Below are 13,435 nucleotides of genomic sequence, written 5' to 3' on the forward strand. Positions count from 1 at the left end.
AATGAATGTCGCGCGCCGATTACCCCTTTGTACTCGTCTATTGCCTACCGTGCCGCATGCCACATGCGTCCCCCTGTTCAACGTGCCGCGCAGACGGCGTGACAACAGGCAACTCTTTCGCTTCGCTATCGAACTGCCGAAGTATCTTGAATAGGTGACACACCGTGCTCAGAAACATCCCGTTGAGCCTCAAGCTCCTGCTGATCCTCGCCTGCCCGCTGCTGGGCTTTCTCTGGCTCGCCGCCCTGGAGGTCAACGACAGCTACCAGACGCTTCAGGAGATGGACCACACCCAGGAGGCCAGCGTCGTCGCGCAGAAGGTCAGCCAGCTGATTACCGTGTTGCAGCGCGAGCGTGGCGCCAGTGGCGTGTTCCTGGGCAGCCAGGGCAAGACCATGCAGGACGTGCTGCTGCACATGCGCGGCCAGACCGACACCGCCCTGGCCGATGCGCGCACCCTGGCCGGCAGCGCCGATGCCGGGCTGGATGAAGCGCTGGCCACCCTGGGCGGGCTGGATGCCATGCGTGGGCAGATCGACAAGCTGGCGATCAACAACCGCGAATCCGGTGCCCGCTTCACCGATATCATCCGCAAGCTGATCGGCTATACCCATGCCGTCGAGCGTTCGGTCACCGACCCGACGTTGTCGCGCGCCCTGTCGTCGCTCAACCAGTTCATCGAAATGAAGGAGCGTGCCGGCCGCGAGCGCGCCATGCTCGGCGTGGTATTCAACCAGGATCGTTTCGACGCCGAGCTGCTCTCCACCTTCAGCCGCAACCTGGGCGAGTTCACCGCCTATTCGGAGGGCTTTCGCCGCAATGCCTCGGCCGAATTCGTGGGCAAGCTCGATGAGAAAATGCAGCAGCCCAGTGGCCTCGAAGTGGCACGCCTGCAGAAACTGGCCTTCGAAACCCCGCTCGGCCAGCCGCTGGGCGTCAAGGCCACCGACTGGTTCCAGACTTCCACCAACCGCATCGACCTGATGGGCGAAGTGGAAAGCGAGCTGGGGCAGAGCGTCGGCGACCTGGCCGCCCAGGCGCGGGCCAAGGCCTCGACCATGCTGTGGATGACGGCCATCGGCGTGCTGGTCGCCATGGTCGTGGTGGCCGTGCTGTCCTACCTGATCATCCACAACATCAAGCTGGCCGTGGGCGAGGCCAACCGTGCCCTGCTGTCGCTGTCCCAGCGCGACCTGACCGCCCGTTCGGCCTACGTCGGCAAGGACGAGTTCGGCGAGATCACCCGCAACCTCAACATCATGGCCGAGGAACTGACGCAGATCGTCCAGCAAATCGGCTCGGCCACCGCCCAGGTCGCTACCGCCGCCGAGGAGTGCTCGGCCGTGACCCTGCAGACCAGCAACAGCCTGGAGCGCCAGCGCCAGGGCACCGAGCTGGTGGTCACCGCCATCAACGAGATGAGCGCCACGGTGCGCGAGGTGGCGCAGAGCACCAACGATGCCGCGGAAATGTCGCGCCAGGTCAACGTCAACACCACCCAGGGCCGCCAGGAAATCGAGCGCACCGTCGAGGTGATCCGTGAACTGTCGACCCAGGCCGACGATACCGCGCGCATCATCGGCGACCTCAAGCAGGAGAGCGACTCGATCTCCTCGGTGCTCGACGTGATTCGCGGCATCGCCGACCAGACCAACCTGCTGGCCCTCAACGCGGCCATCGAAGCGGCGCGCGCCGGTGATCACGGCCGCGGCTTCGCGGTGGTGGCCTCCGAGGTGCGTACCCTGGCGCAGAAGACCCAGGAGTCCACCGGCAACATCCAGGAGATGATCGCCAACCTGCAGCGCGGCTCCGACCTGGCCACCCAGTCCATGCAGGAAACCCTCGGCAAGGCCCGTGCCGGCGCCAGCAACATCGAGCGCGCCGGCGACCTGCTGGCCGAGATCGCCTCGGGGGTGTCCAGCATCAGCGACCGCAACATGCAGATCGCCGCCGCCGCCGAAGAGCAGAGCGCGGTGGCCGAGGACATCAACCGCAACGTGGTGGAGATCAACGACGTGGCCATCCAGGTCAGCTCCGGTGCCGAGCAGACCGCCGTGACCAGCCAGGAGCTGGCGCGCCTGGCCGATCACCAGCAGAAACTGGTGAGCCGCTTCCGCCTGGCCTGATCGGGCCCTGGCGACCCGTTGCCCGCCGATCTGGCGGGCCACGACCCAGCCTGGCGAATGCCGCCAGTCGACGCCATGAAAAATTAATGAAATCTTGCCCGGCGGCGCCGGTCAGAGCCTGACCCTTACTGCTGGATCCCTGCAATGCCATTGATAGTCATAGCCGAAGACGAACGCTCGATCAGAGAGCTGCTTGTGGAAATCTTCGAAGATGAAGGCCATGAGGTCAAAGCCTTCCCCTGTGCTGACGACGCCTGGGATTACCTCTCCAGCAGCGACGGCCAGGTGGACATGGTGCTCACCGATTTCAGCATGCCCGGCGACATCGACGGGATCTTTCTCGCCCACCTGATACGTGACCGTTTCCCGGACCTGCCGATCATCATCTCCTCGGGCTTCCTGGAAGGCACCAGCGATTTCGACGGCCTCAACGTGGCCGTGATCCCCAAGCCCTGGAGCGTCAGCCAGTTGCTCGCCATGTGCGCGACGATGACCCCAGGCAAGGCGCAACGGCCCGGTATCCCCCGCAGCTGACCCAGTCGTCGCACCCCTGGCGTGCAGCACGACAGCCGAGGGCGCAGAAAACGCAGCGGATATGTAAAATCGCCGCCCCGTTTGACTGCTGGAGATGTCACCTTGGCCATTCACTTCTCGCCCTCCTCGAACACCATCGCCTGTGGGCGCAGCGGCGCAAGCCTGAGCACCACCGAGGATCAGGCGCAGGTTTCCTGCAAGCTGTGCCTGCGGTCGCTGGACAAGGCGGCTGCGCCGGTCGCGACCAACCGCACCCCGACCCTGGCCGAACTGCGCGCCGCCGCCCGTGCCGCCAAGGCCTCGACACCAGCCAAGCCTGCCGAGCAGTCGGCCCTGAGCGTCAAGGCCGCCTGGCAGCAGAAACTCGAGCAGCTGCCGGGTCGTAACCGCCTGCCCCGTGGCGCGGCGCGCCAGAACTTCGTATAAGCCCCGATGCGGCAGGGCCCTGCTGCTCGGCAGCTGCGCCCCCAGCTACCCAAAAACACTGAACCGAAGCGCCCGTCTGGCTACCAACTTGCATGCCTGTCAGCGCGTCGATTCCGACGCGACGGCGGAGCGCGACGGTTGAGGTGGTATCGATGAAGCAACTTGACCTGCAGGTGGTCCAGCAGGCTCGCAACTGGCTGCAGCAGGGCCATGGCGTGTGGCTGTGCACGGTGTTGTCCACCTTCGGCTCGGCACCGCGGGCGCCGGGGGCGATGCTGGTGGCGTTGCCGTCCGGCGCCTCCTGCGGCTCGCTGTCCGGTGGCTGCGTCGAGGAGGATTTTCTCGAGCGTGTGCAGAACGCCGCATTCGCCCCCTGCAACCAGATCGTGCGCTATGGCGAGGGCGGCCTGACGCCCACCCGTGCGCTGCCCTGCGGCGGCGTGCTGGACGTGCTGGTCGAGTACCTGCAGCCCGGCGAGGCTGCGCTGCGGATGCTTGGCCAGGCCGAACAGGCGCTCGGCGGTGGCGAGTTGCTGGTGCGCGAGGTGCCGCTGGGTGAGGGCGCCAGCCGCTGCCGACCGGCCAGCATGAGCGACGCGAAGATCCAGCGTAGCGCCGAGCAGGTGGCGATTCGCGTCGGCGCCGTGCTGCGCGTGGTGCTGGCCGGCTGGTCGCCGGTGGCCGAATTCTGCGCCGGCTTCGCCGTGGCCCTGGGTTATGAGGTGATCGTCTGCGACCCGCGTGCCGAGGTCATCGCCGAGGTGAAGATGGCGGGCGTACAGGCCATCGAGATACTGCCGGCGCGGTTCATCGCCGAGCAGGGCGCCCATGGGGCCACGGCGATCCTGGCCCTGACCCATGACCCGCGCCTGGACGACCCGACCCTGATCGAGGCGGTGCGTACCGAGGCCTTCTATATCGGCGCCATGGGCTCCCAGCGCACCAGCGACAAACGCCTGGAGCGGCTGGCGCGCCTCGGTGGTCTGAAGCCCGAGGACATGGCGCGCATCCACGCGCCCATCGGCCTGCAACTGGGCAGCAAATCCCCGGCGGAAATCGCCCTGGCGACCCTGGCCGACGTGCTGCGCGTCGCCAACGGCATCGACCGCGGCGCGCTATAGCCATGACGAAGAACGGTCCCGTGGTCATCGTCCTTGCTGCAGGACGTGGTGCGCGCTTTCGTGCTTCCGGCGGTGACGGCAGCAAGCTGCAGGCCGACCTGCACGGCAAGCCGGTGCTCGACCACGTGCTGGCGGCGGTCGAGCGTAGCGGCCTGGCTCACCATGTGGTGCACCGCGCCGCTGGCGACGGCATGGCCGACTCGATCGCCGCAGGGGTGCGGGCCACGGCAACGGCTTCGGGCTGGCTGATCCTGCCGGGCGATCTGCCGTTGATCAGCGCGCCAAGCCTGTGCCGCGTGGCCCAGGCGTTGGCGCAGCAGCCAGTGGTAGTGCCGACCTTCGAGGGCCGCAGGGGCCATCCGGTGGGGTTCGCCGGTGAGTGTTACGCGGCGCTGGCCAGCCTGAGCGGCGAAGCCGGAGGCGCTGCGGTGGTGGAGCATTACCGCTGCGAGGGCCGCGCCCTGCTGGTACCGCTGGATGATCCGGGCATCCTCACCGACATCGATACGCTCGCCGATCTGCAGCGGGTCCACGCCCTGCTGGCTGCCGCGACGTAGCGTGCTCAGCGGGCCGCAGCGAAAAAAGGCAGCCCTCGATTATCACTATCGACGCAAATGATGCGGTGCTCGCGGGCTTTACCGATACCCTGTAACTCGATGAACACAACACCATGGGCGTTCGCAAGAAGCCGGTGGTCTCTCCGGTTCATCATCCTTTGGTTACCGCCTCTAGTTGGGGCGGTTTTTTTTGCCCGGCGAAAATGTCATGCATGTGAAGTGCACCCGTGGATGGTCGAGGTGTCACACTGGGCGGCTTGCGATCCATCCTAAAGGGGCGAGATAACGGTGTTTCATCTGATCACGGCCGTCCTGGCCCTGTATGTGTTCTGGCGAATGGTCTGGCTGCAGCCCTGGCCGCAGGCGATCAAGGCGCTGCTCGGGGTGTTGATCCTGGCGGTCGCCGAGCATCATCTGGTGACCCGCCAGTTCTTCGGCAGCATGGCCTCGCCGGAGATTCCGGGCGCGTTGCTGATGGTGCTGGGCTGCGCCTTCGGCGCGTTGATCATCAGCGCCATGTTGCTGCTGGTGCTGGATATCGCCGCGCTGTTGCCGCGCTTGCGGGCAGCCCTTGGCGCTCCGCGGTTGCGTGCCACCGTCGGGGTGGTGGCAATCCTGCTGTCGGCCCTGGGCGTCTGGCAGGCGGTGCGGGTGCCGGATGTACGCGAGGTGGACATCACCCTGGCGCAGCTGCCTGCCGAGCTGGACGGCCTGCAACTGGTGCAGCTCACCGACCTGCACGCCAGCCGACTGCTGCAGCGCCCATGGCTGGAAGCGGTGGTGGCCAGGAGCAACGCCCTGCAGCCGGACCTGCTGGTGATCACCGGGGACCTGGTGGACGGCACGGTGGCCGCGCGCACTGCCGACGTGGAGCCCCTGCGCGATCTGCGTGCTCGCCTGGGCGTCTACGCCATTGCCGGCAACCACGAGTACTACGCCGAGTACCAGCAGTGGCTGGATCACTTTGCCCAGCTGGGCCTGCCGATGCTGCTCAACGGGCATGTGACCATCGAGGATGCCGGCGCCAGTCTGGTCCTGGCCGGCATCACCGATCCCGCTGCTGCACGCTTCGGCCAGCCGCTGCCGGATATCGAGGCGGCCCTGGCCGGGGTGCCGGAAGACGCCGCGGTGATCCTGCTCAGCCACCGGCCCCTGGCCGCCGCGGGCAACGCCCTGGCCGGCGTCGACCTGCAGCTGTCCGGGCATACCCATGGTGGCCAGGTGCTGGGCATGCACTGGGTCACCCAGTCCTTCAACGAGGGCTACGTGTCCGGCGAGTACGCGGTGGGCGATATGCGCCTGTACGTGAGCAACGGCACCGGCCTGTGGAACGGGTTCCCCCTACGCCTGGGCAAGCCCTCGGAGATTACCCGCATCACCCTGCGCTCGGCCAAGGGCTAGGCCGAGGCGGCGGTACTGGCGCGCACCACCAGCTGGAACGGCAGCACCTGATGCCGCTCGCTGATCCCCCGGCCGTCCAGCTGCGCCAGCAGCATGGCCACCGCGTGCTGCCCGAAGGCTTCCGCCGGCTGGGCAATGGTGGTCAGCGGCGGATTGCAGAAGGCGGCGAAGGAGATGTCGTCGAAGCCGGCCACCGCAACGTCCTCGGGAATCCGCAATCCGGCCTGGCGGATGCACTGGATGGCACCCATGGCCATCTCGTCGTTCTCGCAGAAGATCGCCGTCGGCCGTGGTTCGGTTTGCAGCAAGCGCGCCGCCGCGGCGTGGCCTGACGGGCAGCCGTAATTGCCGTATTGCAGCAGGGCGGGGTCGACTGCGATGCCCGCCGCCTCGAGGGCCTGCCGGTAGCCGGCGAAGCGCTCGCGGGTCAGCGGGCTGGCCGCCGGGCCCTTGATCAGCCCGATCCGCCGATGCCCGAGGGCCAGCAGGTGCTCGGTCATGGCCCGCGCGGCGCCGCGGTTGTCGAGGCTGACGGTCGGCCACGGCGCGTCGTCGACGATTTCGCAGATATTCACCAGGGGCGGGTGATCCTGGCGGGCGAACGGGTCGAAGGCGCGCAGCTGGATGACGCCATCGGCCTGGCGGGCATCCACCAGCCCGGCGAACTGCCGCTCGGTCTCGGGGTTGCCCAGGGTGTTGCACAGCAGCACCCGGTAGTCGACCGCAGTGGCCGCTTCCTGGATGCCGCGAATCACCCGGGCGAAGAAGGTATTGGCGATATCGGGCACCAGCACCACCAGGTTATGGGTGCGCTGGGAGCGAAACTGGATGGCCATCAGGTTGGGCGTGTAGCCCGCCTGGTCGACGGCTTCGAGCACCTTCTGGCGGGTATCGGGCGACACCTGTTGCGGGCGCTTGAGCGTGCGCGAAACCGTGGCGACCGATACGCCAGCCAGTGCGGCAACCTTGCGAATGTTCGTCATGCACCCTCTGCGTGCTGGCCGGCTCTGCGCCTGTTTTCGGCGGCTAGGTTACCCCAAGCCGGCGGTCATGGCGCGCTTGACCTGCGCTGTCGCGATGTCTATATATCTTCCTATGTAACCGGTTACATTCAACAAGAATAACTGAATCGGAGTGACGGGATGGCGGCTCTACGGGTCAGGCTGGGCATGGTCGGCGGCGGCGCTGGCGCCTTTATCGGCAAGGTGCATCGCCAGGCGGCAGCGCTGGCAGGCGGGATCGACCTGGTGGCGGGGGCATTCAGTCGCGACCCCGCCGCCAATGCCGCAACGGGCCGTGAATGCGGCTTGCCCACCGGGCGTGTATACGCCAGCTGGCAGGCGCTGCTCGATGGTGAAGCACGGCTCGACCCTGGCGAGCGGATCAATCTGCTGGCCATCGTCACCCCCAATCATCTGCATGCCCCCATCGCCAGCGCCGCCATTCGCGCGGGCATTCATGTGTTCTGCGAAAAGCCGGCCGCGTTGCGCAGTGCCGAAACCGCCGACCTGGCCCATCTGCTGGTGCAGGGCGAGGCCCTGTATGGCCTGGCCCATACCTACCAGGGCTACCCGATGATCTGGCAGGCGCGGCACATGGTGCAGGCCGGCGAAATCGGTCGGCTGCGCAAACTCCACGTCGAGTACCCCCAGGGTTGGCTCAGCGACGACCTCGCCGCTCAGGGCAACAAGCAGGCGACCTGGCGCGGCGATCCGCAACTGGCCGGGCAGGGCGGTTGCATCGGCGATATCGGCACCCATGCCTTCAGCCTGGCGGAGTTCGTCAGTGGCCAGCGTATCGAGCGTATCTGCGCGCACCTGGCGACCCATGTGCCGGGCCGTACGCTGGACGATGATTGCGCCATGCTGTTCACCACCGAGCAGGGCGCCAGCGGCGTGCTGCTCGCCAGCCAGGTGTGCGCCGGCGAGGAGAACGCCTTGAAGATCCGCCTCTACGGCGACAAGGGTGGCCTGGAGTGGCGCCAGGAAGAGCCCAACAGCCTGATCCATCGGCCCCTCGATCAACCCATGCGCGTACTGCGCGCTGGCGCCAATCACCCTTGGTTGTGCGCCGAAGCGCTGCAGCGCATTCGCCTGCCTGCCGGTCACCCCGAAGGTTATCTGGAAGCCATGGCCAATCTGTATGCCGACTTCGCTCGGGCTATTGGCGGTTCGCGCAGCGCCGCTGCCGCCTTGCCCGGTATCGAGACCGGTGCGCGGGGCATGGCCTTTATCGAAACGGTGCTGGCCAGCCACGCCAGCGAGGCGAAATGGACGCCGCTGGCGCCGCCCATGGGAGTGTATGCATGACAGCCAAGACAGCGGGCATCCGCGGCCCCGGTATTTTCCTCGCCCAGTTCCTGGCGGCCGAGGCGCCGTTCGACACCCTGGCCAACCAGGCTCGCTGGGCGGCCTCGCTCGGCTACCGGGGCATCCAATTACCGACCCTGGGGCCGCAGTGCATCGACCTGCAGCGCGCCGCCGAGAGCCAGACCTACTGCGACGAGCTCAAGGGCATCTGCGCCGAGGCCGGGGTCGAAATCAGCGAACTGTCCACCCACCTGCAAGGCCAGCTGGTGGCCGTGCACCCGGCCTTCGACAAGCTGTTCGACGACTTCGCCCCGGCGCAACTGCGGGGCCGCCCCCAGGCGCGCACCGAGTGGGCCGTCAGCCAGTTGAAGCTCGCCGCCCAAGCCAGCCGGCGCCTGGGCCTGGCGGCCCACGCGACCTTCTCCGGTGCGCTGCTGTGGCCCTATCTCTACCCCTGGCCGCAGCGCCCGGCGGGCCTGGTGGAGGAGGGCTTCGCCGAGCTGGCACGACGCTGGCTGCCGATCCTCGAAGCCTTCGACGAGGCGGGTGTCGACCTCTGCTACGAGCTGCACCCCAGTGAAGACCTGCACGACGGCGTTACCTTCGAGCGCTTTCTGGCCGCCGTTGACGATCACCCGCGCGCCAACATTCTCTACGACCCCAGCCACATGCTGCTGCAGCAGATGGATTACCTGGGCTTCATCGACCGTTACCACCCGCGCATCCGCATGTTCCACGTGAAGGACGCCGAGTTCCGGCCCGATGCCCGCGCCGGGGTGTATGGCGGTTATCAGGCCTGGGTCGATCGCCCGGGGCGTTTTCGTTCCCTGGGCGATGGGCAGATCGACTTCAAGGCGATTTTCAGCAAGCTCACCCAGTACGGCTACGCCGGCTGGGCGGTGCTGGAATGGGAATGCTGCCTCAAGGATTCCGCCCAAGGCGCCGCCGAGGGCGCGGCGTTCATCGAGCGCCAGCTGATCACCCGCGCCGAACGCGCCTTCGATGATTTCGCCGGGGTCGCCAGCAGTACCTCGGGCAACCGGGAGCTGCTTGGTTTGAAGTAGATCGTTTAACGCTGTCTCGTGAACAACAACAAGGATAAGAACATGAGCACTTTGACTGTCAGGCTGGGCGTGATGATGTTTCTGCAGTTCTTCATCTGGGGCGGCTGGTTCGTCACCCTCGGCACCTTTCTAGGGCGTACCCTGGAGGCCAGCGGCGGGCAGATCGGTATGGCCTACGCGACCCAGTCCTGGGGGGCGATCCTGGCGCCCTTCGTGGTCGGGTTGATCGCCGACCGCTTCGTCAACGCCGAACGGTTGCTGGCGGTGTTGCACCTGGGCGGCGCCGTGTTGCTCTACCAGCTCTACCGCGCCGAGGACTTCGCCACCTTCTACCCGCTGGTGCTCTGCTACATGGTGGTGTACATGCCCACGCTCGGGCTGGTCAACGCCGTGGCGTTCCGCCAGTTGAGCGACCCGGCGGCGCAGTTTTCCCGGGTGCGGGTATGGGGCACGCTGGGCTGGATAGTCGCCGGCCTGGTGATCAGCTTCGTGTTCGCCTGGGACGCCCAACAGGCCATCGCCGAAGGGGCGCTGCGCAACACCTTCCTGCTCTGCGCCGGTGCTTCGCTGCTGCTCGGCCTGTACAGCTTCAGCCTGCCGGCCACTCCGCCGGTGCCCGGCCAGCACACCGGCCTCAAGCGCCTGCTCGGTCTGGACGCCCTGCAGATGCTCAAGGACCGCGGCTTCGCGACCTTCTTTCTGGCCTCGATCCTGATCTGTATTCCGCTGGCCTTCTACTACCAGAACGCCAACCTGTTCCTGACCGAAATCGGCGTTGCCAACCCCACCGGCATGATGACCCTCGGCCAGGTTTCCGAGGTGCTGTTCATGCTGCTGTTGCCGCTGTTCATCAAGCGCTTCGGGATCAAGGCGACACTGCTGGTGGGCATGGCGGCCTGGGCGCTGCGCTATGTGCTGTTCGCCTACGGCAACAGCGGCGAGTTGGTGGCCTTTGTGGTGGCGGGGATCGTGCTGCACGGTGTGTGCTACGACTTCTTCTTCGTTTCCGGGCAGATCTATACCGACGGCAAGGCCGGCGAGAGCATCAAGAGTTCGGCCCAGGGCCTGATCACCCTGGCCACCTATGGCGTCGGCATGCTGATCGGCTTCTGGGTCGCCGGCGCGGTGTCCGATCACTACGCCACTGCGGGCCTGCACGACTGGCGCAGCATCTGGCTGTTCCCCGCGGTGTTCTCGGCCGGCGTGCTGCTGGCCTTCCTGCTGACCTTCCGCGAGCGCGCCGCAGGTAAACCGGCCGTGGCCCACCGGGTGGGCTGAGGCGCCTTGCCGCCCGCGGCCAGGTTCAACCCTCGCAACGCGCCTCGGGCTGCTTGAGCAGCATGCTCAGCAGCTGGGGCGGCTGATGCACCAGGCCGGCGGGCGTTTCGCAGACGCGCTGGATGAAGTTGTCGGTGAACAGCAGCTTGCCGTGCACGAAGTGCTCGTTGGGGCGCAGGTTGGGGTTGTGGATGCGCGTGCCGAGGCGCGCGGCCAGCCACTTGCCGGCTTCGTAGTGGCTGATCCAGCGCTCGGCCGACAGGCCCGCCATGGTCTCGGCCTTGGCCTCGCGGCCGATGACGATCACCGGTACATCGCTGACTTCCGGCACCAGGTCGTTATGGCCCCAGTGGCCGCCCTCACCGAGGCGCTGGCCGTGGTCGCCGGTGATGATCAGGTAACGCTCGCCCTCCAGGCGGTCGAAGTCGGCGATCACTTCGGCCAGCAGGCCGTCCAGGTAATGCACCGAGTTGTCGTAGGCGTTGCTCTGGCCGTTCGGGCCTTGGTCCACCCAGGGGGCCGGGGTCTTTTCATGGCGGTAGTTCTGCGCATAGGGCAGGTGGGCGGTGCGCAGGTTGAGCACCACGAAGTTGCGTTCGGCCCAGCGCTGGGCGTCGAGCACGTCGAGCAGGGCGCGATCCTGCTGTTTGAGAAAACGCACCGGATGGTCTTCGCGGGTGATCGACACGTCCAGGTAACGGCTGCCGAGGTTGGCCAGCAGCTTGGATTCCTGGGAGGAAATCCAGTAGGTGCGAAAGCCCGCCTGCCTGGCGAAGCGGAACAGGTTGATGTCGCCGGTGCGCAGCAGCGCATCCTTGCCGGGCTCGCGAATCGGGTTGATCAGGTAGGGCAGGCTGACATCGGTGGCCACCCCGGCGGCGATGCCGGGGCGTACGAAGGCGCTGGGATGGTCGCGCAGGTAGGCGGCCAGTTTCGGCGTGGTATCCCGGCCGTAGCCGAACACGCCAAGGCGATCGCTGCGCAGCGAGTCGGCGACCACCAGCCAGACGTGTTTCGCCTGGCTCATGCTCGGACTCAGCGCATAGGGCGCGAAGGGGGTGGGCGGCAGCTCGACTTCCGGCTTGAACGCCAGGTGCACCGCCCAGGCGGAGAACACGTTGAGGTTGTTGTGCAGGGCGCTGCGGCTGGGGCTGGCGGCAAAAGAGTCGAGGTTGCGGTAGGTGGCGCGGTAGGGTTTGGAGAGCAGCACCACGGCGATCAGCACCAGCGCCCAGCTGCTCTGCGGCAGGCTGATCCGGCCGGGCAGGCACCCATGCAGGGCCAGCAGCAGGCCGTACGGAATGCCCACGCAGAGCAGCACCGGCCAATGCCCGGCCAGGCTGTGGGCGGCGGTCTCGCGCACCTCGCCGGGATCATTGAGCAGCGACTGGATGTCGATGGCGGTCAGCGGTTCGCCAAAGAAGCTGATGTTGGCCAGCTGCATCAGTTGCATCACCGCGAACAGCGCCAGGATGCCCATGCTGAGCGGGCGCAGGTTGCACAGCCACAGCCCCACGCTGAACAGCCACAGCACGGCTACGTATCCCGCCTCCAGCTCGGCGTGGTTGCTTGGCGTGAACAGTTGCTGCAGAAAATCATCGGCGAGCAGCAGTGCGCAGCTCAGGGTGGCCAGGGCAAGCAGCGACAGCCAGGCGCGGGGAGCGCTGGCACGGCGAGGCGCAAGCGGGGTCAGCATGGGGTTCGGGTCTCAGCGATGGTCGGAGGGGGCGCGGCGTTCGCCGGTAATCATCGACAACGGCAGGTTTTCGCCCAGGTGCAGGCTTTCGATCAGCGCCGCGGCCATGTGGATGACCACCAGCGTCGCCAGGCCGTTGGCCGCCCAGGCATGCAGGGTGAGCGGCCAGTCGGCGCCCCACAGGGCATCGACTTCCTGCATCAGGAAGCCGCTGATGCCGAGGGCGGCGATGGCGGTCATCATCAGCAGCATCACCAGGGCGCCAAGCGGCGAGTGGCCGAGGCGGCGATGGGGTTCGCCCTCCAACAATTGAGCAAGGTGACTGGCCAGGCGCGCGCGGGTCGGCCAGAAATCCGTCCAGCGCGCGCTGCGTGGGCCGACGAAGCCCCACACCAGGCGCACCGCCAGCCAGGCGCAGGCGTAATAACCGAGCCAGGTGTGCCAGTCGTCACCTTCCTCGGTAAAGAAATAGTTGGCGACGAAGACCCCGGCCACCGACACATGGAACAGGCGGATCAGCGGATCCCAGAGTCGTATCGTCGCCGCGTGCATCAGTCTTCGATCTCGGTCTTGATGGCTTTGCCGCTAACCGGATCGTGGTAGATCTCGACCTTGCGCTTGTCCTTGTCGAAACCGTAGATCTCGTAGCAGTTGCCCGCCGTGACCTTGAACTTGCTGATCTGGTAACCCTGCTCTTTCAGCTTCTTCTGAAACTGCTCGGGGTTCTGCCAGGTGGAGCGTTCGGCGGTGGTGCATTCGGTGCTGGCCATGGCCAGCGGGCTGCCCAGCAGCAGGGCGAAAAGCGCGATGTAACGCATGGTGAGACTCCTCATGATGGTGGTCAGGAGCACCTTGCGACGCGAAGCTTAGGAAAGCCTTAACGGGCAAAGGTCGGTAACATCTACCCCTGCCAAATACTCCGT

The 13,435-nt window shown here is 66.6% G+C and carries 13 protein-coding genes; 9 read left to right on the forward strand and 4 right to left on the reverse strand.

Going from position 1 to position 13,435, the window contains the following annotated elements; genetic code table 11:
- The first annotated feature begins 218 nt into the window (after positions 1 to 218).
- The 6 genes from SA190iCDA_RS07540 (at position 219) to SA190iCDA_RS07565 (ending at position 6,165) form a co-directional block, all read left to right on the forward strand.
- Positions 219 to 2,126, forward strand: a complete 1,908-nt coding sequence (locus tag SA190iCDA_RS07540; RefSeq protein ID WP_419203903.1) for a methyl-accepting chemotaxis protein — start codon at positions 219 to 221, stop codon at positions 2,124 to 2,126.
- A gap of 144 nt (positions 2,127 to 2,270) precedes the next feature.
- Complete coding sequence (locus SA190iCDA_RS07545) at positions 2,271 to 2,660, forward strand: response regulator (protein WP_070884177.1); 390 nt, start codon at positions 2,271 to 2,273, stop codon at positions 2,658 to 2,660.
- Between the two features lie 102 nt (positions 2,661 to 2,762).
- Positions 2,763 to 3,086, forward strand: a complete 324-nt coding sequence (locus SA190iCDA_RS07550) for a hypothetical protein (protein WP_070884176.1) — start codon at positions 2,763 to 2,765, stop codon at positions 3,084 to 3,086.
- 152 nt (positions 3,087 to 3,238) lie between these two features.
- The gene (locus tag SA190iCDA_RS07555) at positions 3,239 to 4,207 is read left to right on the forward strand and encodes an XdhC family protein (RefSeq protein WP_070884175.1); all 969 of its coding nucleotides are present in this window, start codon (positions 3,239 to 3,241) and stop codon (positions 4,205 to 4,207) included.
- A 2-nt stretch (positions 4,208 to 4,209) separates the two neighbouring features.
- Positions 4,210 to 4,764 (forward strand): nucleotidyltransferase family protein, encoded by a 555-nt coding sequence (locus tag SA190iCDA_RS07560; protein WP_070884174.1) that lies wholly within the window; start codon positions 4,210 to 4,212, stop codon positions 4,762 to 4,764.
- A gap of 288 nt (positions 4,765 to 5,052) precedes the next feature.
- A complete protein-coding gene (locus tag SA190iCDA_RS07565; RefSeq protein ID WP_070884173.1) occupies positions 5,053 to 6,165 on the forward strand; it encodes a metallophosphoesterase in 1,113 nt (370 codons plus the stop codon).
- Here SA190iCDA_RS07565 and SA190iCDA_RS07570 read toward each other — a convergent pair.
- Positions 6,162 to 7,148, reverse strand: coding sequence for a LacI family DNA-binding transcriptional regulator (locus SA190iCDA_RS07570; protein WP_070884172.1), 987 nt, complete (start codon positions 7,146 to 7,148; stop codon positions 6,162 to 6,164). The two genes, SA190iCDA_RS07565 and SA190iCDA_RS07570, sit on opposite strands and share 4 nt — an antisense overlap.
- Before the next feature lie 159 nt (positions 7,149 to 7,307).
- On the opposite strand from SA190iCDA_RS07570, the gene SA190iCDA_RS07575 reads away from it, so the two are divergent.
- Genes SA190iCDA_RS07575 through SA190iCDA_RS07585 form a run of 3 tightly spaced genes read left to right on the forward strand, consistent with a single transcriptional unit; the run spans position 7,308 to position 10,816 of the window.
- The gene (locus SA190iCDA_RS07575) at positions 7,308 to 8,474 is read left to right on the forward strand and encodes a Gfo/Idh/MocA family protein (RefSeq protein WP_070884171.1); all 1,167 of its coding nucleotides are present in this window, start codon (positions 7,308 to 7,310) and stop codon (positions 8,472 to 8,474) included.
- Entirely contained in the window at positions 8,471 to 9,538 is a 1,068-nt protein-coding gene (locus tag SA190iCDA_RS07580; protein ID WP_070884170.1) for a sugar phosphate isomerase/epimerase family protein, read from the forward strand. Before SA190iCDA_RS07575 ends, SA190iCDA_RS07580 begins: the two co-directional genes overlap by 4 nt.
- A gap of 42 nt (positions 9,539 to 9,580) precedes the next feature.
- Positions 9,581 to 10,816, forward strand: coding sequence for a nucleoside permease (locus SA190iCDA_RS07585; protein ID WP_070884169.1), 1,236 nt, complete (start codon positions 9,581 to 9,583; stop codon positions 10,814 to 10,816).
- 25 nt (positions 10,817 to 10,841) lie between these two features.
- On the opposite strand, the gene SA190iCDA_RS07590 is transcribed toward SA190iCDA_RS07585, so the two are convergent.
- Genes SA190iCDA_RS07590 through SA190iCDA_RS07600 form a run of 3 tightly spaced genes read right to left on the reverse strand, consistent with a single transcriptional unit; the run spans position 10,842 to position 13,330 of the window.
- Entirely contained in the window at positions 10,842 to 12,512 is a 1,671-nt protein-coding gene (locus SA190iCDA_RS07590) for a phosphoethanolamine transferase (RefSeq protein WP_070884168.1), read from the reverse strand.
- Positions 12,513 to 12,524: 12 nt separating this feature from the next.
- On the reverse strand, positions 12,525 to 13,064 hold the full coding sequence (locus SA190iCDA_RS07595) for a cytochrome b/b6 domain-containing protein (protein ID WP_070884167.1): 540 nt from the start codon (positions 13,062 to 13,064) through the stop codon (positions 12,525 to 12,527).
- Positions 13,064 to 13,330, reverse strand: a complete 267-nt coding sequence (locus tag SA190iCDA_RS07600; RefSeq protein WP_070884166.1) for a PepSY domain-containing protein — start codon at positions 13,328 to 13,330, stop codon at positions 13,064 to 13,066. Before SA190iCDA_RS07600 ends, SA190iCDA_RS07595 begins: the two co-directional genes overlap by 1 nt.
- Positions 13,331 to 13,435: the final 105 nt, after the last annotated feature.

The organism is Pseudomonas argentinensis (assembly GCF_001839655.2).
GTDB classification, from domain to species: Bacteria; Pseudomonadota; Gammaproteobacteria; order Pseudomonadales; family Pseudomonadaceae; genus Aquipseudomonas; species Aquipseudomonas argentinensis_B.